Origin of the sequence: Neisseria sp., from assembly GCF_030527965.1 — a bacterium.
In the GTDB taxonomy this organism is placed as follows: domain Bacteria; phylum Pseudomonadota; class Gammaproteobacteria; order Burkholderiales; family Neisseriaceae; genus Neisseria.
The window spans coordinates 11,863-32,691 of the sequence record NZ_JAUMZU010000012.1 but is presented as its reverse complement, the minus strand read 5'-3'; the positions used below and the strand labels follow the sequence as shown (position 1 = coordinate 32,691).

Sequence of the window (20,829 nt, the reverse complement as noted above, 5' to 3'; positions counted from 1 at the left end):
ATTGCTTGCCATAATCAAAAATAAAGGAAAACCATGAATACTCCTATAAAAAACGCATTACAACAGCTCAATACGCTGATTTTAGGGAAAGAAACCGTCATGCAGCAACTTTTCGCCTGCGTTTTGGCAGGCGGGCACGTGTTGCTCGAAGACGTGCCCGGTGTGGGAAAAACCACATTGGCACACGGTGTGGCGGCAATACTGGGATTGAACTACCGCCGCGTTCAATTTACCAACGACATGCTTCCCTCCGATTTGCTAGGCATCAATATCTACCGGCCAAACGAAGGGCAATTCGAATTTCATCCGGGGCCTGTATTTCACTCTTTCCTGTTGGCCGACGAAATCAACCGCGCCTCGCCCAAACTCCAATCCGCCCTACTCGAAGCAATGGAAGAAAAACAAGTTTCGGTAGATGGCAAAACATACCGTCTGCCGCGTCCTTTTCTGGTCGTAGCCACCCAAAACCCAGTTGAACAATTAGGCACATTCCCGCTACCCGAATCGCAACTCGACCGCTTTATGATGCGCCTGAGCATGGGTTATCCCGCCGAAGAAGCAGAAAAGCAACTGTATCTCGAAGGCGACAAACGCCAAACATTACAAGCTATTCAAGCTGTGTGCAATGCAGAAACATTGGTGCAATGGCAACAACAAGCCGGCGCAGTGAAATGTTCGTCGGCAGCGGCGGAATATGTGCTCCGTTTGGTACAGGCTACCCGCCAGCCCGACCGTTTCGTTACCGGCTTGAGCCCGCGGGCCGGTTTGGCGGTGATTGCCGCAGCAAAAGCATGGGCGTTCATGCAAGGGCGTGAGCATATCCTGCCGGATGACGTCAAAGCCGTGTGGGTGCCAGTGGCTGCCCACCGTTTACAAGCCGTGCAGCAACAGCAAAGCAGCCGTCAGATTCTGGAAGGTTTGTTAAGCCATGTCTCTGTTTAATCGGCAAGACGTTGTTATTCCGGCAACCGAGCCCGTTGCCGTCGGGCACTTTCGCCTGCGCCCGACCCGCTTCGGCGTGGGAATTTTGGTTGCGGTCGGGTTGCTTTGGTTGGTAGGTTTGCAATATCAGGTCAATCTAGCTTATGCCGTTGCATTCTGGCTGCTCGGTTTTATGGTAATTGCTGTATTACTAAACATACGTCAGCTTTCTGCTTTGAAAACCAATATCCGTATGCCGGATGAAATATTTGCCGGTATGTCTGCCGATTTAGCGCTTTACGCGTCTAGTGAAAACAAACGGAATCGTTGGCTATGGCTTTGCACGGATTCAGGCAGGCATCAGGAAAACAGTTTGCCCGTATGGCAAAACTGGATAATCGATAGCCAAACGCCCGAACCGTTTATTTGGCAGGTAGTAACACTACGGCGCGGTTATCTGCATATTCCGGTTTTGCAGGTGGCCACTATCGCACCCTTCGGTTTAAGCATGTTGCAAACCGCATGGCAATTTCAAACCGAATCGGTTGTTTATCCGGCACCAATCGAACATCAGGCACCGCAGCAAACCTTGCCCGACGGAGAAGAAGACCCGGCCCGCCCACGGATTCAAGGCGGCGATGAATTGGCTTATCTCCAAGTGCATCAAGCCGGTACGTCTTTACAGCATGTGGCGTGGAAAACTTACGCAAAAACCGGAGAAATGCTGGATAAACGCTTTGAAGAGCCGCAAGCCGCGCTGCGCAATATGGTTATTTCATATCGAGATTATCCTGCCCAAGCCGATAAAGACCGTTTGGCCGGTTTGCTTTGTTATCGGGTATTGGAAGCCGAACGCAGCAATCTGCCCTATATTCTGGAGCTGCCTCATCAAACCGTGATGCCGCAAAAAGGCCAGCGCGAAATCGCACTGACCGCCTTAGCCTTGCTTTAAAACAGCATGCCTGTTTTCAGACAGGCATTCATGTTTGCAAACCTAAAACCATAAATGCCTGTCTGAAAAACACACATTACGTTGACTAACCACCATGTTTATTCAAAACCCACCCTTCCTATCCGAGCAGCCCCGCCCTGCCGCGCAAGCGGCCGTTCTGTTGGTGCTGCTGATGGCCGCGCTGCCGTTGGCGATGAATCTGCCCGTCAGCATCATGCTGATGTTTACGGCACTCTTAACCGCACGCCTCTTACTGATTCAAATCGGCCGCAGCAAAACTCCGCCCGCCGCATTGCTCATTTTACTGGTAGCATCAGGCGCACTCGTATGGACTCAGCTCGGCGCCCTATACGGCAGGGAAGGTGGTATTTCCTTTCTGTTGCTGATGGTCGTGCTTAAAGCCTTCGAGAGCCAAACCCGACGCGATTGGCAAGTGCTTCTGTTGGCGATGCTGATTCTGATCGGCACCGGCGTATTATTCAACCAAAGCCTGTCTGTAGGCTTATGGGTCTTGCTCAACCTCTTTGGCATCAGCATCTGTTTCGGCATGTTAGGCGGGCTGACGCTGAAGAATGCGGCTCAAACCGGCATGCAGGCTTTATTGCTGACCCTGCCTCTGATGGTTGTGCTGTTTATTGCCGCGCCTCGTAAAAGCGAGCCTTTATGGCGCATCCCGCAACCTTCGTCCAACCAAGCGAAAACCGGTCTTTCCGATACCATGAAGCCGGGCAGCATCAGCAATCTGGTGCAGAGCGACGAATGGGTAGCCAACATCACATTCACCAACCGAGTGCCCAAACCGGAAGAAATGTATTGGCGCGCCATCGTCATGACTGAATTCGACGGCACCACATGGCGTGCTCCGCTCGGCGACACAACCGACGATTCGTCAGCCAAACCCGATCAAGCGCATACCCTGTCATATCAAATGATATTGCGCGATCAAAACGGCGTTATTCCAGCTCTAGATTACCCTTCCGGCGCTCTACCGCAAGGCATCGTACGCCGTACAGGGAACGTATTGCGAGCGGAACGGAGCCGCGAAAGCCTGCGCCGCGTGTCATTGGAAGCCCAAACCGACACGCAACTGTTTGAGCCGTTGACCCCAGCGGTAGCCAATTTTTACCGCCGCCTGCCACAAGGCAACACGCGCACCCGCATTCTGGCGCAAAATCTGGCGCAACAATCATCCGGCCCACGCGATTTCATTCAAAAAACATTAAATTATTATCGTCGCAACACTTTTTCCTATACCCTCCAACCACCGCTAACGGAAGGCAACAACAGCATAGATGCTTTCATGTTCGAAACCAAACAAGGTTTCTGCGAACACTATGCGCAAAGCTTCGTTGTCATGATGCGAGCCGCAGGCTTGCCCGCGCGCGTTGTTACCGGCTATCAGGGCGCCGAATACATCAGCGAAGGCCGCTTCTGGCAAATCCGCGCCAAAAACGCCCACGCATGGGCCGAAGTATGGTTGCCGGAAGAACGCATCTGGCTGCGCGTCGACCCTACCGCCGCCGTATCTTCCCAGCGTATCAGCAGCGGTTTGCAACAAGCACTTCCTCAATCGGAACAAAACTTAATCCACAACAGCGATTCGCTCTCGCAATGGCGCGAAACCGGCCAGTATTATTGGCAGCAATGGGTGGTCAATTATGATCAAAGCCGGCAAAACAGCTTGTTTGCTCAACTCGGATTGGGCGGTTTTAACTTCGGCAATTTCATACTGGTTTTAGGACTAGGCGGTTTACTGGCCTTGGTTCCAATCGCCCTATGGTGGCGAAAAGGCCGCCGCAACGACCAAAACCCGTTGCAAGAAGGCTTTGCTCTGCTCAAAACAGCACTGTTCGGGGAAGACGACGATACCCGCCACGGCCTGACCGCCGCCGAATTACGGGAAATGATGCAGCAAAACGGCATGGGCAACCACCAGCTACAAGACCTTTTGAAGCAATACGAATACTGGCAATACGCCGCTGATCAAGCACCGAAACCGGCCGAACAACACGCATGGCTGGCTCGTGTCAGAAAAGCGTTGAAGGCTTACGCTAAAAACCCGTAGACCGACCGTCTCTACTTAGCGACGAATTCTTCATACAAAATACAAATGCAAAAAACCGGATTTATTTAAAAATCCGGTTTTTAAGCTTAACAACTAAGCGTTAAAAGCTTATTTTTGCAGAGAAGTGCCGCTAGCAGCGTCAACAGGAGCGCTGGCGCTAACAGGAGCGCTGGCAGCGTCTGCTTTTACCGGCATACGGTGCGGTTTGTGGGCAGCCATTACCATGCTGGAAACCAAAGCGGCAGCAACGATAGCAACATATTTTTTCATAATAAAGCTCCTTTAACTTCTATGGTTACAATTCAGAAAGAAAACAACATAATTTTTATGCTATTTGGGAAATAAGAACGCATTCTGAATAAAAAGTTCCTGTTTTTTCAGATTTAAACCGTTTTTACAAATATCCTTTTTCCCAAAAGCAACAATGTCTGTCTGAAATTATTCAGACAGACATTGTCATGAAATTATGTAAAAACAATATATTAGCCTAAACTCACCATCTCCAGCTGTTCCAAGCTTCTTCCCAGAAAACGCTCGCCGATTGTTTGGAAACGTAAAGGAATATCACTCACATAAAAACGGTAATCCGCAACGGAACCCGCCTCATTCAGCAAACCCGTTTCCGCCAGTGCATGCGCAGTGGCTTCTGCCGTAGTCAGCGCAGAATCAACCAAAGTCACCCCCGGCGCCTCTCTGCGCAACAACGGCTTCAACAACGGATAATGCGTACAACCCAACACCAGCGTATCGATGTCTTCTGCCAGCAACGGCTTCAGATATTCCCGCGCCGTCAACCGGGTAACCTCATGGTCCAGCCACCCCTCTTCCACCAGCGGCACAAACAAAGGGCACGCCTGCGACTGCACCAAAACCTGCGGATTACGGCCATGAATGGCGCGGGCATAAGCATTGCTGTTAACAGTAGTATTCGTTGCAATCACACCGATTCGGTTGCTTGCCGTAGCCGTCAAGGCAGCTTGCGCACCCGCGGTGATCACGTCTAGCACCGGCATATTGCCCGCCATCTGGCGCACCCTCTGCCCGGCCACCGCCGCAATGGTATTACAGGCAATAATCAACGCCTTAACCTCGTTTTGCAATAAAAATTCAACGATTTGCGCAGTGAATGTTTCTATGGTCGCGCGCGATTTTACGCCATAAGGCACGCGGGCGGTATCGCCGAAATAAACGATATTTTCCATCGGCAAACGCTCCATCAGCGCCCGCACCACAGTCAACCCGCCTACTCCTGAATCAAACACCCCGATGGGGCGCTGGTTTAAATTGGTCATGTCCGGTTCTATTGTATTTGAAAGCACAGGCAAGCAAATGCTTGTACGGTTAATCAAGAATTTATTATTGTACACCGATTTAAACGCCCTATTTTAATCAAATTTAGCAGTCGCCACGGTTTGCAAAACGTTTCAATTCACGCATAATAAACACTTTATTTCGATCTTCTCATCATATAAATATGACGTGCCCTGTTACCCATACAGTCTTTTTGCCCGACGAGGCCGCTACGACCGCTCTGGGCGCCTCGCTTGCACCGTATTTATCAGCGCCGCTGGTTATCTACTTAGAAGGCGGGCTGGGAGCAGGAAAAACCACATTCACACGCGGCCTGCTGCGCACTCTGGGCTACACAGGGACCGTTAAAAGCCCCACCTACACCTTAGTCGAATCTTACCCTCTGCCTTCATTCATCCTAAATCATTTCGACCTCTACCGTTTTACTTCCCCCGAAGAATGGGAAGATGCGGGCTTGGATGAACTCTTCAACGAGAAAAGCATCTGCCTCATAGAATGGCCGCAACAAGGCGGCGATTTCGTACCACAGGCCGAAATAACCTTATCGTTTGAGCATCAAGATGAAGGCAGATTGTGTACCCTGACCGCACACACACCGCAAAGCCAGAAAAGTTTGGAAATATGGACAAAAAACTAACCCGTCGCCAAATCATGCGCAGTGCCGCTGCCGGCCTGCTCCTCAGTGTTTCCCCTATTGCCTTAGGCCGTAAAACCGCGCCTCAGTTTCTGGCCGTGCGCATCTGGCCTGCCAACGCCTACACGCGGCTAACCATTGAAGCCAGCCAGCGCATCGATTATAAATTTTTCACGCTGGATAATCCCCGCCGTTTGGTCATCGACATCAGCGGCGTCACGCTCAACAGCGCAATGCAAGGACTAGCCGGCAAAGTTCAGCGCAACGACCCTTATATCTCAAGCATCCGTGCCGGGCAAAACGCGCCCGGCGTGGTGCGCGTAGTTATCGATTTGAAAGCCGCCGTCAATCCGCAGGTATTTGGCCTGAATCCCGTCGCCAATTTCAAACACCGCTTGGTCGTCGACTTATACCCCGCCCTTGCCGGCGACGCACGCGACCCGCTTATGGCGCTGCTCGAAGACTATTCCCAAGGGAAAATCACCAGCCAAGGCACCGGTGCCGACACCCCGCCGGTTAATCCACCGTCTGCCGATGCAGATTACGAACCTACGCCTTCCCATAAAAACGGCAGACGCAAAGCCATCGTCATGCTCGACCCCGGCCACGGCGGCGAAGACCCTGGTGCAACCGGTTCCACCGGCCTGCATGAAAAAGACGTGGTACTAGCCATTGCGCGCATGGCCAGAAAACGGCTTGAAGCGATGGGCTACCAAACCCACCTTACCCGCAACGAAGACATCTTTATTCCTCTTGGTGTGCGCGTGGCCAAAGCCCGCAAGCTGAAAGCAGACGTTTTCGTTTCCATCCATGCCGATGCCTTTACCAACCCCGAAGCCCGCGGCACCGGTGTTTATGCGCTTAGTACCAAAGGCGCCACCAGCGCGGGCGCCAAATTCCTCGCGCAAACCCAAAACAATTCGGATTTAATCGGTGGCGTTCGCACCGTGGGTAATCGAGATGTAGACAGCACCATTTTGGATATGACGCAAACCGTTACCAATAAAGACAGCCTGACGCTAGGGCAAAAAGTATTGGATGAAATGAAGCAGCACAACAAACTGCACAAAGGCAGCGTCGACCGCGCCAATTTCGCCGTATTGCGTGCGCCCGACATTCCTTCCATTTTGGTGGAAACCGCATTTATTTCCAACCCTGCCGAAGAACGCTTGCTCGCCAGCAACGAATTCCGCGAAAAATGCGCCGATGCCATTGCTTCCGGCATCAAATCCTATCTGAACAAAGCCGTGTTACGCCGTTAAGCAGTATTAACTCACAATGCCTGTCTGAAAAAATTCAGACAGGCATTTGTAACTAAAGCCATACCATGACCCCCGAACACATCCTCCGTATCGATCAACAGCACATCTGGCATCCGTACGCCGCCATACCCAATCCTTTGCCGGTCTACCCAGTAGCCTCGGCTCAAGGTTGCACGCTGACGCTTGCTGACGGCAGAACGCTTATCGACGGCATGTCTTCATGGTGGGCCGCATTACACGGCTATAACCATCCGCGGCTCAATGCCGCTGCACACAAGCAACTTGAAAAAATGGCGCACGTTATGTTCGGCGGGCTAACCCACGAACCTGCCGCCCGGCTGGCGGAAAAACTCGTTGCCCTTCTTCCCCCTAACCTCAACCAAATTTTCTTTGCCGATAGCGGCTCGGTTGCGGTGGAAGTGGCGATGAAAATGGCGCTGCAATACCAATATGCAAAAAGCCTGCCTGAAAAGCGCACTTTCGCCACCATCCGTTCCGGCTATCACGGCGACACATGGCATGCCATGTCAGTGTGCGATCCGGTTACCGGCATGCACGGCCTGTTCGGCAGCAGCCTGCCCGTGCAATATTTCCTGCCGCAACCCGGCAGCCGCTTTCACGGCCCATGGCAACCCTCAAGCATCGAACCGCTGGCCGACTTATTAGCTAAAAAAAGCAACGAAATCGCAGCCCTGATTTTAGAACCCATCGTACAAGGCGCCGGCGGCATGTATTTCTACCATCCCGAATATCTGCGCCAAGCGCGCCAGCTATGCAGCGAGCACGGCGTTTTCTTGATTTTCGACGAAATCGCCACCGGCTTCGGCCGAACAGGCCGCTTGTTCGCGCTGCAACACGCCGGCATCACGCCAGACATCATCACCCTAGGCAAAGGCCTGACCGGCGGCTACCTTACCCTCTCCGCCATCGCCACCACCCGCCACATCGCCCACACCATCAGCCAAAGCGATGCCGCCTGCCTGATGCACGGCCCCACCTTTACCGCCAATCCGCTTGCCTGCGCCATCGCAGCCGAAAGCATTGATTTATTAATCGAAAGCAACTGGCAGCAGCGTGTGCATAACATTGAAGCCTGTCTGAAAACCCAATTAGCACCCGCTGCGCAATGGCCTTGCGTAGCAGAAGTGCGCGTTTTGGGCGCCATCGGCGTAATTGAAATGAAAGAACCCGTCAACATGCAAACCTTGCAACCGCGCTTGGTAGAAAACGGCGTTTGGGTACGGCCTTTTGGCAAACTGGCTTACATCATGCCGCCGTTTATCATCAGCGAAAACGAATTGAGCCGCCTTACCGACGGGCTGCTCCGCGCATTGCGGCAAGAATACGGAATACCAGAATGAAGCGCTACCAAGCTCAGCTCGAACAGCTACAAGCGCAAAGCCAGTTGCGCCGCCTGACATCCGCCCCGACCTGCCGTCTCAACCTCAGCGGCAACGATTATCTCGGTTTGACCCAATCCCCCAAATGGCAGGCCGAGTTCCTTGAACGCTTTTCAGACAGGCCGCTGCCTGCCCTCGGCAGCACCTCGTCGCGCCTTTTAACCGGCAATTCCGAACATCACGAAGCACTCGAACATACCTTGCAACAGGCCTACGGCCGGCCGGCTCTGCTCTTCAACAGCGGCTATCACACCAACATCGGCATCTTGCCCGCCCTAGCCAACCGGCAGACCCTGATTCTGGCCGACAAACTAGTTCATGCCAGCCTGATTGACGGCATCCGCCTATCCGGCGCACCGTATAAACGCTTCCGCCACAACGATACCGCTCAGCTTGCCGTTTTGCTTGAGCAACATGCCGCCGCTTACCAACACGTCATCATCGTAACCGAAAGCCTGTTCAGCATGGACGGCGATTTCGCACCCCTGGCCCGCTTGGTTCAACTCAAACAACAATACGCCAACGTTTTGCTCTATCTCGATGAAGCCCATGCCGTCGGCGTATATGGCGCAACCGGCTTAGGGCTGGCCGAACAAGAAGCCTGTCTGAACGACATCGACATTCTGGTCGGCACCTTCGGCAAAGCCGCCGCCTCGCAAGGCGCCTACGCCATCTGTAACGATATTTTAAAAAACTATTTGATCAACACCGCCCGCCCATTGATTTTCAGCACCGCCCTGCCGCCGCTGCAAGCCGCATGGTCGGATTTCATCTTCCAGAAATTCGCCGGCTGGTCAGACAAACGGCGCCATCTTGCTCATATCGCCACCCGCCTACGCAGCGCAATAAGCCAACGCCATCTGCCCATGCCCGGCCAAAGCCATATCGTTCCCTATATCCTAGGCAGCAATCGCGCAGCCGAACAAGCCGCCGAAGAGCTACAACGACAAGGCTGCTACAGCTTACCCATCCGCCCATCCACCGTTCCGCCCGGCACCGCCCGCCTGCGCTTTTCACTAACTGCCGCCATGAGCGAAACCGATATCGACTGGTTGATTTCCCTGCTACCCGAGCTGCCCGACACACGGCTAACTAAATAAACAAACCCAATAAAACTCCCCTGCCGTTTTCAGACAGGCTTATCTGAAAACGGCAGGGGAACCGTATTTTCTCAACAAAACCGACTCGGCCCTCAAGGCACTTCTTGCAACCGCCCGCCCAATTTTTCCAATGCCGAACGCGCATCCTGCCACGCCGCATCAATCAGCACGCAAGCCTCGCCCGATGCTTTAACACCGAATTCAATATGCGCCGCGGCCTGTTCCGTTTGCTCGCAGGGCAGGCTGAACGTTTTCACCCCTGCATAATCGCGCTCGATGCGCTCCATCAAATCGCCGATTCTGGATTCCGGCAGGCCAAACAGCCAAATCGAACGCGACATGCTTTCCACTTGGTTAAACCGGTCGGCATAATAACGATTGAGTACCCACTCGGCCATCGGTTGAGCCATCACCGGAAAACCGGGCAGAAAATAATGTTCGCGAATAGAAAAACCCGCAATCGTGTTGTACGCATTTTCCACCAGCTCCGCACCAACCGGAAAATTCGCCATTTCCAAACGGCGCTTATGCTCGTCCGAATCCAGCGCTTCTCCGCGCTGCAACGTAACCCCGTCAATATAACCCGCCGCCACCGGATGCACGGCCATAGCCAAGCCCAAAGCTTCGGCTGCCGCTTGCCGCGTGTGGTCGTCGGGCGTCGCGCCGATGCCGCCGGTAACAAAGGTCGGCAGGCCGTCGGCAAAGCTGCGCTTCAGCTGGCGCACCAATATTTCTTTCTCATCCGGCAGATATTGCACCATCCCCAACCGCAAGCCGTGTCGCGCCAACAATGTTTTGAAAAAATCAAAATGCTTGTCTTGACGCGAGCCGTACAGAATCTCATCGCCGATAATCATCAGATTAAATTGCATATTTCACCCCAACCATACAAATGCCTGTCTGAAAAACCCCAAACCGCCGTTCCAGTTTGCCCTAGACGAACCAAACGATTCGTACAATAATAAACCTTATTTTAACATCCGCGTAAACCAACACAGGAATCCTTTCACAATGAGCAATCATACCATCTTGCAAAACCTGCCCGTCGGCCAGAAAGTCGGCATCGCATTCTCTGGCGGCCTCGACACCTCCGCCGCCTTATTATGGATGAAACTCAAAGGCGCCCTGCCCTATGCCTACACCGCCAACCTCGGCCAGCCCGATGAAGACGATTACAACGCCATCCCCCAAAAAGCCCTCGAATACGGCGCAGAGCAAGCCCGCCTGATTGATTGCCGCAGCCAGCTTGCCCATGAAGGCATCGCCGCCATCCAGTGCGGCGCCTTCCACGTTTCCACCGGCGGCATCACCTATTTCAACACCACCCCGCTCGGCCGCGCCGTAACCGGCACCATGCTGGTTTCCGCCATGAAAGAAGACAACGTCAACATCTGGGGCGACGGCAGCACCTACAAAGGCAACGACATCGAACGCTTCTATCGTTACGGCCTCTTGACCAACCCCAGCCTGCGCATCTACAAACCTTGGCTCGACCAAACCTTTATCGACGAACTCGGCGGCCGTCATGAAATGAGCGAATTTCTGATTGCCAACGGCTTCAACTACAAAATGTCGGTTGAAAAAGCCTACTCCACCGATTCCAACATGCTCGGCGCCACCCACGAAGCCAAAGATTTAGAGTTTCTCAACAGCGGCATCAAAATCGTCAAACCGATTATGGGCGTCGCCTTCTGGGATGAGAACGTTGCCGTTAAAGCCGAAGAAGTACGCGTCCGCTTTGAAGAAGGCGTGCCCGTCGCCCTGAGCGGCCAAGAATTTGCCGATCCCGTCGCCCTATTCTTAGAAGCCAACAAAATCGGCGGCCGCCACGGCCTCGGCATGAGCGACCAAATCGAAAACCGCATTATCGAAGCCAAATCACGCGGCATCTACGAAGCCCCCGGAATGGCTTTGCTGCACATCGCCTACGAACGCTTGGTTACCGGCATTCATAACGAAGACACCATCGAGCAATACCGTATCAACGGCCTGCGTCTCGGCCGCTTGCTCTACCAAGGCCGCTGGTTTGACCCACAGGCACTAATGCTGCGCGAAACCGCCCAACGTTGGGTAGCCAAAGCCGTTACCGGCGAAGTTACCCTTGAATTGCGCCGCGGCAACGACTACTCGATTCTGAATACCGAATCGCCCAACCTCACCTACGCGCCCGAACGCCTGAGCATGGAAAAAGTAGAAAACGCCGCCTTCACCCCGGCCGACCGCATCGGCCAACTAACCATGCGCAATCTGGATATCACCGACACCCGCGGCAAACTTGGTCTGTATTCCCAAACCGGCCTATTATCCTTGGGCGAAGGCTCCGTCTTACCGCAGCTTGGAGAAAGCGGTAAAGAATAACTCGGTCAAAACTGAAACGCGGTAATATGAAACAGAAAGCCTGTCTGAAAAGTTTTCAGATAGGCTTTTCATACCTCATAAAACAATCAAAAATGAAACTAAGTGTTCTTAATATACTAAACATATTAACAACAAAGCTACCGATAATCTGATATAAAATACTTTTCAATCATTCTATCTTAAAATCAATCAGGCTGTCTGAAAGCCTCGAACAGCGTGATTATCCATTCGTAAAGAAAGAGCCTTTATGAAACCCTTTACTTCCCTTCTAACCGCAGCCTTATTATCCGCCGCCAGCCTGAGCGCCTGCGGCGGGTCGGAGAACCGTATGAGCATTCAAGAGCAGACTGAAAAACGTTTCCAACTCAATCCACACCCTACAAAAGCCTACCGCATCAAAATCAAAATTAACGATGCCCCCGGACCTTTGAAGCTAATTGGCGATATGTATGTAGGCTATACGGCTCAAAATTGTTCTTATGTCATTAATGAGTTTGAAGGTGCGTCAACCAATCCACACAAAGACATTCCAAACAAAATTCGTCAAATCGGGCAAGATGAGTATGAGAGCATCATTTATTTTGATGCTATGCAGGATGAAGACTATTTTGGAAAAGGCGTCTGCAAATGGGAAGTTGAAAACTTCGGCACTGCCTTTAAAGCGACGGGTAAGCCTGAAGAAACAGCATTTAATGTCAGCGACCTGATGAAATACCTGATAGAGCAAAAAACACTAACTAAGTATTATTGGAAAGGTGGTTATCCGTATTATCGGAATGATGATGGTTCAATATACAAGAGTGATGATATGGTTGATTTCGGCACTCCACCTAATTCGCTAGATATGTATACCGATGAACAACGCAGAAATTTATTTAATATCATGGTTACACTTGAGGAGGTGAAATAATCATGACTACAAAACAACAAAATGCAGACCTTGCGGCAGATGCTTATAACACGCGTAAAGAGACTACATTAAACCAAACTATCCCAATTGGCGGGCACGACTATAAAGTGCTTAAAGTTCATACCAATCCTAAAACAGGCTATTATGGCGCAGTGTATCAAGATGCAAAAACCAATGAGATTATCGTTGTCCACCGGGGAACCGAATCGCCTCTCAAAGACTGGAGAGATGCCCAAACCGACCTCAAGATGGTTACCGATAAGGCCAATGCTCAGGCTGAAGATGCTGCTGAATTAACTCGGATAGCGATTAAAAAGGCAGCTGATTTCCATGCCAAATTTCCTAAAGACCCCGTACCCACTATTACCCAAACCGGCCATTCCCTAGGCGGCGCGCTCGCCCAAATCTGCGCCTACCGCTTCCATCAGGAAGGCATGACCTTCAATGCCTACGGTGTCGCAGGCATGTATCACATCCCCGAAGGCGGCAGCATGGTTACCAATTTCTCAACAGCCGCCGATGTCGTATCCGCCGCCAGCTCTCATTACGGCAAAGTCGTAATTCTCGCTACGCAGCAAGAGCTCAACGGTCTGGCCGAATACGGCTACAACAATAAAAGCAACACAATGCTGACCCGAGCCTTCGGTGCCGCGGCTTCCACTATGGGTGCCGCCCATACCATCGATAACTTCGTCGGCCCCGATTCGATTCTTTCCCGACAGAATTTCCGCCACGCCCGCTCGCTGGCGGAAGACAACAAACATATGATTGAGGATTTTCGCAGCGATGTCGCCAGCATCAGAGAAGGCGTTCATGGCGGTATCGAAGTCAATCGGAAAGCCCGCGACATCATGCGCTTCAGCCCTGCCGAAATGATGCTGAAAGAAATCCGTAAACATTCGCCCTTATCCATGGAAGACAACCAAACCGCACCTACCTTGGGTCTCGCCGATATGCCGGAGGCGGCCCAAAAGATTTACCATACAAACAAAGAGCATCTGGCTGCTTATTATCAAAAAAACAACCTACCGTACGAGAAAGAAGGTTTGGAGAATTCAGCGATGGCACTCGCTGCTTTAGGCTATGCAAAAAATATGGGCGATACGCCTCTATTTAACGTTAAAGACGGGCAATTTTTAATTGGCGAACGTAATCCGGGCTTGATTACAGCTTCAATAGATGTAGATAAAGCCATTACCACTCCCGTTGAGGAGAGCATCAACCGTATTCAGCAAGTAGCGCAGGAAGAGCAGAATCGTCAAATCGCGCAAAATCAGTCAAATGGGATGAGTAGAGCTTAATCTAAAAAGTTGCTCCGAAATTAAGGTAGAAGCCTGTCTGAAAAATTTTCAGACAGGCTTTTTTTTATTTCTTAAGCCGCTGCGCCTTTAAAATCAGTTCGTCAACCAATGGCGGCACACCTTCCGCCGCTTTTTTCGGCACCACTTCTATCGAAAAATCAGCATGCGGATGCGGGTCGACCAAATACCTTTCGGCATGCGGCGGTGCATAGTGCAACAGCGAAGCTGCCGGATAAACCTGCAAAGAGGTGCCGATAACCAACACAATATCTGCGCCGCGCACAATATCCACCGCACGCGGAAACAGCGGCACATCTTCGCCGAACCAAACGATATGCGGGCGCAAGGGGCGGCCTTTGCTGTCGGCATCAGCCATCGTTTGGTCGCCAGTCCACTCTATAACCTCGGCTTCATCAACCGTGCTGCGCAGCTTGTTTAATTCCCCGTGCAGATGCAGCACATGGCGGCTGCCCGCGCGTTCGTGCAAATCGTCTACGTTTTGCGTGATAATGCTTACGTCGTAATAAGGTTCGAGCCGAACCAAAGCCCGATGTGCCGCATTAGGCAATGCCTCCCGCGCCTGACGACGGCGCGTATTGTAAAAATCCAGCACCAGCTGCGGGTTGCGGGCAAAAGCCTCCGGCGTGCACACATCTTCAACACGATAGCCTTCCCATAACCCTCCCGCATCACGAAACGTTTTCAGGCCACTGTCGGCGCTGATGCCTGCGCCGGTCAGAATAACGCATTTTTTCATCTGCCAACTCCTTATTCCCAATTCCCAATCATCAATGTAGCTGCCCTTCACTATAGCAGCTTCGCTCGACCATACCAATATCAAAAGCCTGTCTGAAAATTGCCGCCCATTCCGTTTTCAGATACATTTGAATTTTCACTCCGGGGCAATCCGCATGAATATGAACAAAGTCTGGTTTTACATCGCGCTGCTGAGCATCAGCATCGCAGGCGTATGTTATATGACGCCAAACGAGCAATCGCAACAACGGCTGAAAGAAGCGGTATTGCGAAAAAAAGCCGCCCAACAATCCAAACCGAAACCAAATCCGACCAAACCGGCAGCCACAACCACCCCCTGATTTTTCAGACAAGCATCACAACACAATAAAAACACAGCGTTCCCAAACCAAAGGGAGCGGTTTATTCGCAAACCCGCCCGCTCAAGCACGATTTGCCAAACCGGCTAACGCCCTATGCTACAATTTCCAAGGAATAAAACCCAACAAATCAGGGAGTATCATGCAGAAACCCGACCCCAAAATCATCTTCTTCGATATAGACGATACCCTATACATCAAAGATGAAAAACGCATTGCCGACAGCACCCGCCAAGCGCTCAAAACGCTTAAGCAAAAAGGCATCATCACAGCCATCGCCACCGGCCGCTCGCCTGCCTTGATTCCCCTGCCCATCCGCAATCTGATTACAGAAACCGGCATCGACATGCTGGTCAGCATTAACGGCCAATTCGTTCGCTACCAAAATAAAATACTGGCCGAGTTTCCCATGAACAAAACCGACATGGAAGCCGCCGCCGCTTTATTAGACGCCGAAGGCATTGCTTACGGCTTCGTTTCTAACGAGCATTTCAGCGTATCCCGCGAAACCCAGCCATTATTCGATGCAACCGGCGCCTTAGGCTTGTCTTACCAGATTGACCCGTTGCTGTACCAACGTTACCCGATTTACCAAATGATGGCGTTTTACGATGAAAACACCGGAAAACACATCGAAAGCCAACTGCCCGAACGCCTCAAAACCGTGCGCTGGCAGCCCAACGGTGTCGACTTGCTCGACAAAACAGGCTCGAAAGCACGTGGCATTCAGGCCGCTCTAAGCAAACTGGGGCTGACAATGGCCGATGCCATGGCATTCGGCGACGGATTAAACGATATAGAAATGCTGCAAACCGTCGGCTTCGGCGTGGCAATGAGCAATGCCCATCCCGATTTAAAAGCGGTAGCCGATTTTGTCTGCCCATCGGTTTGGGAAGACGGTGTTTACCGCGGTCTGCAAGCGCTTAATGTGTTGGATTAACGGTTGATTTTTCACTAATCTCCAACCAAGCGTGAGTATTTCCGGCCGAGCGGTCATCCAGCCTTTATACTTGTTGCATAAAACAGGCAACTCCTTTTTAATAATAAAAGCAGACCATGACAAAACAGTGAATATAAATTGGGGCAACGATGGAGCAAGCACAACCTGCGGTTTATTTTTTCGGGAAACTCAACCAATCTCGCGATTTTGTTGCCTCAGCCGATATCGAACAACAAGACAGACATTTCTGGGAAGGGTGGTTCAATCGTTGCGGTGGGCAAAGCCGATTGATTCCGTTTACCCGGAAAACCAATACGGCGCCCCGAATCTGGCTCTTTTGTATACTCCAGCCGGAAATGAACTATACAGGCCTGGCCGCATTAAGTGCCGACCAAACCGGCAGACGCTATCCTTTCGTTTTATTTCGCAAGCATGACGCCTTTGAAACCAATTTGCTGCAACGGCTGCAAGAAATGAGTGCCTACTCAGGTGTTTTTCAGGCCATTTTAAACGAGGGCAAAAGTGCCAAAGATAAGCACTTTGCCCCTACTGATACCCAAGCGGAGCATCTAGATTTTCCGCCGAACCTGACACAACGGCTCCAATCCCATTCAACCGGAGCACACAGTGTTTGGTATGCACTTTCAGACAGGCATTATTTGGAATCCGAAGGAATGCCCTCGTGCGCCCTGTTCAATAAATTATTTGGATTTTAAAACCCATGAAAACCTTTCCTCATTGGGACGAACCCATTTCCGCCGACGCGCCGGCCGGCGTCAACATTGAATACGACAGCCGCTTTCTGGAATTACAAAGTGCGGCCGAAGGCAAGCCGGAGCAGCAATACGGAGAAACCATCATCCCCGCGCAAGAGCCCGACTGGGCGGTGGTGGATAAATTATGCAACCAGCTACTTGCCGAATCAAAAGACCTGCGCGTGTTGGCCTATTACACCCGAGCCCTAACGGCACGGCACGGCCTGCCGGGCTTTTTGGCCGGTTGCGAAGCCATCAAAGCAAACATCGATTTGTATTGGGACAGTGTTTTCCCACGTCTGGAAGATGAAGACGGCGAATACGATCCCTTCTACCGCATCAACGCCCTGAGCATTTTCTCCACCCCAGATGGCGTGGCAAAAGAGCTGCTTCCTGCCAAACTGCTGGTCAACGGACTGACCCAAATGCCGGTTACCGTAAAAGAAGCAGCAGCAGTTTTACAAGGCAATGATCAGCAAAACTATCCGGGCGGTAAAGACCGCCTGATGCTGGATATCAGAGTAGGCGCCGATACGGGCAAGCCTGAATTGCAGGCCGTCAAACAAGTATTGGCCTGTTTGAAATCGATTCAAGGCTTTTTTTCCGAAAAATTAAACGACGAATACCCCCTGGATTTCGAAGCCGTATTAAAACCCCTGTCTTTAATCGACCAAGCGGCAGGCTACGAAGCAACCGGCAATACGGTGCAAGAACAGGAAAACACAGAGCAAACGCAACCTGCCGAAGTCAAACTGTCGGATTCGATTTTAGCGCAGGAAGCCAACAGCGAAGCATGGCGGCGCCTGAACATCAAAAACCGAGCGGATGTGGATTTGGTTTTAGAAAAAATCTGCGTTTATTTTGAAAATTTCGAACCGAGCCACCCTGCCCCTTTATTCATTCGGCGGGTACAACGGCTGATGAATATGGACTTCTACGACATCATGAAAGACATCAGCCCGGAGAGCGTCGGCAATCTGGAAGTTTTAATCGGAAGGCCGGAGGAATCGGGAACTTCCGACGAGTAAAAAGGTCAAGTTGGAGTAGGCCGAAGCTTTTTAAAAACAAATTACTTAACGTCTTTAATCAATCATTTTCGAGGTAATATCAGCTATGGCACAGAACAAATCATCCGGTCAAAAATTCATCGCCCGCAACAGAGCGCCACGCGTACAAATCGAATACGATGTTGAGTTGTACGGCTCCGAGAAAAAAATCGAGCTGCCTTTTATCATGGGCGTCATGGCCGACCTGGTTGGCAAGCCTGTAGAGCCGCTGCCGGAATTGGCCGAACGCAAATTTCTAGAAATCGACGTAGATAATTTTGACGACCGGATGAAAGCATTGAAACCGCGCGTCGCCTTCAATGTAAAAAACACACTGACCGGCGAAGGTAATTTGAACGTAGAGCTAGAATTCGAAAGCATGGACGACTTCTCCCCCGCAGCCGTGGCGAAAAAAGTCGAACCGCTGAATGAATTGCTACAAGCTCGCACCGAGCTTTCCAATCTGTTGTCTTACATGGACGGTAAAACAGGAGCGGAAGAATTAATCGGCAAGGTTCTGGGCGACAGCGAATTACTGAAAAGCCTCGCCGCAGCACCTAAAGAATCATCAGACAAAACTCAGTAACCCAAACTGAAACTTCAACTTTTTAAAGTGAGATGAAAAATGGCTGAGAAGCAATTAGACATTCAAGGGGGCGGCGCTCAGGTCGCATTTGCACAAAACGAATTCGAGCAGCTGCTGCAAAAAGAATTTAAGCCCAAAACCGAAGAAGCGCGCAGCGCGGTCAGCAACGCCGTAGCCACACTGGCACAACAGGCGCTGCAAAATGTCGTAACCATTTCAGATGACACATACCAAACCATCGAAGCGATTATTGCAGAGCTAGACCGCAAGTTGTCGGAGCAAATCAACCAAATCCTGCACCACGAAGAATTCCAAAAACTTGAAGGTGCGTGGCGCGGTTTGCACCATTTGGTAACCAACACCGAAACCGATACTTTGTTGAAAATCAAAGTGATGCCTATTTCCAAAAAAGAAGTGGCACGCAACCTGAAGCGCTACAAAGGTACCGCGTGGGATCAGAGCCCCTTATTCAAACGCATTTATGAAGAAGAATACGGTCAGTTCGGCGGCGAGCCGTTCGGTTGTTTGGTAGGCGATTATTACTTCGACCAATCCGCTCCGGATGTGGAAATGTTGCAAAGTATGGAAAAAATTGCAGCAGCGGCACACTGTCCTTTCATCGCCGGCGCTTCTCCCAAACTGATGCAAATGGAATCTTGGCAGGAATTGGCCAACCCTCGCGATTTGAGCAAAATCTTCCAGAATGCCGAATACGCACCTTGGCGCAGCCTGCGGGAATCTGAAGATTCGCGCTATATCGGCTTGGCTCTACCCCGTTTCCTATCGCGCCTGCCTTACGGTGCCAACACCAATCCGGTAGACGAGTTTGACTTCGAAGAAGAAGTGGAAGGCGCCGATCACAACAAATACACATGGGCCAACGCTGCTTACGCCATGGCGGTCAACATCAACCGGTCGTTTAAATATTACGGCTGGTGTACCTCTATTCGCGGCGTAGAATCGGGCGGTATCGTAGAAAACCTGCCTTGCCATACTTTCCCGACCGACGACGGCGGTGTCGACATGAAATGCCCGACCGAAATCGCCATCAGCGACCGCCGCGAAGCCGAACTGGCCGCTTTGGGCTTCATGCCGTTGATACACAGGAAAAACACAGACTTGGCCGCATTCATCGGCGCCCAATCCCTACATAAACCGGCCGAATATTATGATCCGGATGCCACAGCCAATGCACGCTTGTCTGCACGGCTGCCGTATCTCTTCGCCTGCTGCCGTTTTGCACATTATCTGAAATGCATCGTACGGGATAAAGTCGGTTCGTTCAGAGAACGCGAAGATATGGAACGTTGGCTGAACGAATGGATTATGAATTATGTAGACGGCGATCCGGCCAACTCTACTCAGGAAACAAAAGCACGTAAACCGCTGGCTGCGGCAGAAGTTGTCGTGGAAGAAGTGGAAGACAACCCCGGATACTACACTTCCAAATTCTTCCTACGGCCGCATTACCAGCTTGAAGGCTTAACCGTTTCATTGCGCTTGGTTTCCAAACTGCCTTCAGCCAAACAGGAGTAGCAAGTTTGGTTTGTAGTCGGGTGTTTCGCACCCTTATTGCCTGATGGCTTTAATTTCAATCTTAGTATAAAGGAGTATGGATATGGCTATTGATATGTTTATGAAAGTTGAAGGTGTGAACGGCGAAGCGAAAGATGCCAATCACAAAGACTGGACCGACATTGAAAGTTTCGACTGGGGTGCCGAGCAACCCGGTTCTATGACTACCGGTGGTGGTGGCGGTGCGGGTAAAGTAAATTTCAACGACCTGACCGTAGTTGCTGCGATTGACAAAGCGGCGCCCACCATTCTGAAAAACTGTGCAACCGGCCAACACTTGAGCAAAGTCGAAATTTCCGTATGCAAAGCTGGTGGCGAACAAGTTGAATATTCGCGCACCACTTTGGAAGACGTGTTGGTAACCGGTGTAAAATTCGTTGGCGTACAGGAAAACGATGCTTTAAAAATACGTTACTCCTTCCAAGCCGCCAAAGTGAAAAACCAATACTGGGAGCAAACAGATAAAGGTTCTAAAGGCGCTGAAGTGCAAATGGCCTTCAACATTAAAGAAAACAAATCCGCTTAAAACAGGTTTTGTTGCCGAGCCCGGTTTGAATTGGTTAAACCGGGCTTTTTTGTGCAAACCGCAAAGCCTTAT

The 20,829-nt window shown here is 51.3% G+C and carries 21 protein-coding genes; 17 read left to right on the top strand and 4 right to left on the bottom strand.

Annotated features, from left to right (window positions below; genetic code table 11):
* Window positions 1-33 precede the first annotated feature (33 nt).
* From Q4A84_RS06710 to Q4A84_RS06700, 3 genes are all read left to right on the top strand, one after another.
* A complete protein-coding gene (locus tag Q4A84_RS06710) occupies window positions 34-942 on the top strand; it encodes a MoxR family ATPase (protein ID WP_303088163.1) in 909 nt (302 codons plus the stop codon).
* Window positions 929-1,873 carry a DUF58 domain-containing protein gene (locus Q4A84_RS06705; protein ID WP_303088162.1) on the top strand — a complete coding sequence of 315 codons (945 nt, stop codon included), beginning with the start codon at window positions 929-931 and terminating at the stop codon, window positions 1,871-1,873. The genes Q4A84_RS06710 and Q4A84_RS06705 overlap by 14 nt, the downstream gene beginning before the upstream one ends.
* Before the next feature lie 94 nt (window positions 1,874-1,967).
* Window positions 1,968-3,938, top strand: a complete 1,971-nt coding sequence (locus tag Q4A84_RS06700; protein WP_303088161.1) for a DUF3488 and transglutaminase-like domain-containing protein — start codon at window positions 1,968-1,970, stop codon at window positions 3,936-3,938.
* Window positions 3,939-4,046: 108 nt separating this feature from the next.
* On the opposite strand, the gene Q4A84_RS06695 is transcribed toward Q4A84_RS06700, so the two are convergent.
* Window positions 4,047-4,208 (bottom strand): hypothetical protein, encoded by a 162-nt coding sequence (locus tag Q4A84_RS06695; RefSeq protein WP_303088160.1) that lies wholly within the window; start codon window positions 4,206-4,208, stop codon window positions 4,047-4,049.
* A 212-nt stretch (window positions 4,209-4,420) separates the two neighbouring features.
* Entirely contained in the window at window positions 4,421-5,230 is an 810-nt protein-coding gene (gene murI, locus Q4A84_RS06690; protein ID WP_303088159.1) for a glutamate racemase, read from the bottom strand.
* A gap of 182 nt (window positions 5,231-5,412) precedes the next feature.
* Here murI and tsaE point away from each other — a divergent pair, with 182 nt between their 5' ends.
* The 4 genes from tsaE to Q4A84_RS06670 all read left to right on the top strand — a co-directional run bounded on the left by tsaE (window position 5,413) and on the right by Q4A84_RS06670 (window position 9,645).
* Window positions 5,413-5,886 (top strand): tRNA (adenosine(37)-N6)-threonylcarbamoyltransferase complex ATPase subunit type 1 TsaE, encoded by a 474-nt coding sequence (tsaE, locus tag Q4A84_RS06685; RefSeq protein ID WP_303088158.1) that lies wholly within the window; start codon window positions 5,413-5,415, stop codon window positions 5,884-5,886.
* On the top strand, window positions 5,871-7,145 hold the full coding sequence (locus tag Q4A84_RS06680) for an N-acetylmuramoyl-L-alanine amidase (protein ID WP_303088157.1): 1,275 nt from the start codon (window positions 5,871-5,873) through the stop codon (window positions 7,143-7,145). The genes tsaE and Q4A84_RS06680 overlap by 16 nt, the downstream gene beginning before the upstream one ends.
* 65 nt (window positions 7,146-7,210) lie before the next feature.
* Window positions 7,211-8,506 (top strand): adenosylmethionine--8-amino-7-oxononanoate transaminase, encoded by a 1,296-nt coding sequence (gene bioA, locus Q4A84_RS06675; protein WP_303088156.1) that lies wholly within the window; start codon window positions 7,211-7,213, stop codon window positions 8,504-8,506.
* Entirely contained in the window at window positions 8,503-9,645 is a 1,143-nt protein-coding gene (locus tag Q4A84_RS06670; protein ID WP_303088155.1) for an 8-amino-7-oxononanoate synthase, read from the top strand. The genes bioA and Q4A84_RS06670 overlap by 4 nt, the downstream gene beginning before the upstream one ends.
* A 92-nt stretch (window positions 9,646-9,737) precedes the next feature.
* Here Q4A84_RS06670 and Q4A84_RS06665 read toward each other — a convergent pair whose 3' ends face one another.
* Window positions 9,738-10,517 (bottom strand): molybdopterin-binding protein, encoded by a 780-nt coding sequence (locus tag Q4A84_RS06665; RefSeq protein WP_303088154.1) that lies wholly within the window; start codon window positions 10,515-10,517, stop codon window positions 9,738-9,740.
* A 139-nt stretch (window positions 10,518-10,656) separates the two neighbouring features.
* On the opposite strand from Q4A84_RS06665, the gene argG reads away from it, so the two are divergent.
* From argG to Q4A84_RS06650, 3 genes are all read left to right on the top strand, one after another.
* Complete coding sequence (argG, locus tag Q4A84_RS06660; protein WP_303088153.1) at window positions 10,657-12,003, top strand: argininosuccinate synthase; 1,347 nt, start codon at window positions 10,657-10,659, stop codon at window positions 12,001-12,003.
* A gap of 247 nt (window positions 12,004-12,250) precedes the next feature.
* Window positions 12,251-12,913, top strand: a complete 663-nt coding sequence (locus tag Q4A84_RS06655; protein ID WP_303088152.1) for a hypothetical protein — start codon at window positions 12,251-12,253, stop codon at window positions 12,911-12,913.
* 2 nt (window positions 12,914-12,915) lie between these two features.
* Window positions 12,916-14,214 carry a DUF6792 domain-containing protein gene (locus tag Q4A84_RS06650; RefSeq protein ID WP_303088151.1) on the top strand — a complete coding sequence of 433 codons (1,299 nt, stop codon included), beginning with the start codon at window positions 12,916-12,918 and terminating at the stop codon, window positions 14,212-14,214.
* 64 nt (window positions 14,215-14,278) lie between these two features.
* Here the strand turns inward: Q4A84_RS06650 and Q4A84_RS06645 are convergent, their stop codons facing one another.
* Window positions 14,279-14,971 carry a Sir2 family NAD-dependent protein deacetylase gene (locus tag Q4A84_RS06645; RefSeq protein WP_303088150.1) on the bottom strand — a complete coding sequence of 231 codons (693 nt, stop codon included), beginning with the start codon at window positions 14,969-14,971 and terminating at the stop codon, window positions 14,279-14,281.
* A 154-nt stretch (window positions 14,972-15,125) separates the two neighbouring features.
* Between Q4A84_RS06645 and Q4A84_RS06640 the strand changes: the two genes are divergently transcribed.
* The 7 genes from Q4A84_RS06640 to Q4A84_RS06610 all read left to right on the top strand — a co-directional run bounded on the left by Q4A84_RS06640 (window position 15,126) and on the right by Q4A84_RS06610 (window position 20,757).
* The gene (locus Q4A84_RS06640) at window positions 15,126-15,311 is read left to right on the top strand and encodes an MFS transporter (RefSeq protein ID WP_303088149.1); all 186 of its coding nucleotides are present in this window, start codon (window positions 15,126-15,128) and stop codon (window positions 15,309-15,311) included.
* 160 nt (window positions 15,312-15,471) lie between these two features.
* Window positions 15,472-16,269, top strand: coding sequence for a Cof-type HAD-IIB family hydrolase (locus tag Q4A84_RS06635; RefSeq protein WP_303088148.1), 798 nt, complete (start codon window positions 15,472-15,474; stop codon window positions 16,267-16,269).
* Between the two features lie 149 nt (window positions 16,270-16,418).
* Window positions 16,419-16,985 (top strand): TagF domain-containing protein, encoded by a 567-nt coding sequence (locus Q4A84_RS06630; protein WP_303088147.1) that lies wholly within the window; start codon window positions 16,419-16,421, stop codon window positions 16,983-16,985.
* A gap of 5 nt (window positions 16,986-16,990) precedes the next feature.
* Window positions 16,991-18,052 carry a type VI secretion system protein TssA gene (gene tssA / locus Q4A84_RS06625; RefSeq protein ID WP_303088146.1) on the top strand — a complete coding sequence of 354 codons (1,062 nt, stop codon included), beginning with the start codon at window positions 16,991-16,993 and terminating at the stop codon, window positions 18,050-18,052.
* A gap of 85 nt (window positions 18,053-18,137) precedes the next feature.
* Window positions 18,138-18,656, top strand: a complete 519-nt coding sequence (gene tssB / locus Q4A84_RS06620; protein ID WP_303088145.1) for a type VI secretion system contractile sheath small subunit — start codon at window positions 18,138-18,140, stop codon at window positions 18,654-18,656.
* A 39-nt stretch (window positions 18,657-18,695) separates the two neighbouring features.
* Window positions 18,696-20,192 carry a type VI secretion system contractile sheath large subunit gene (gene tssC, locus Q4A84_RS06615; protein WP_303088144.1) on the top strand — a complete coding sequence of 499 codons (1,497 nt, stop codon included), beginning with the start codon at window positions 18,696-18,698 and terminating at the stop codon, window positions 20,190-20,192.
* 82 nt (window positions 20,193-20,274) lie between these two features.
* The gene (locus Q4A84_RS06610) at window positions 20,275-20,757 is read left to right on the top strand and encodes a type VI secretion system tube protein Hcp (protein ID WP_303088143.1); all 483 of its coding nucleotides are present in this window, start codon (window positions 20,275-20,277) and stop codon (window positions 20,755-20,757) included.
* The last annotated feature ends 72 nt before the right edge of the window (window positions 20,758-20,829 follow it).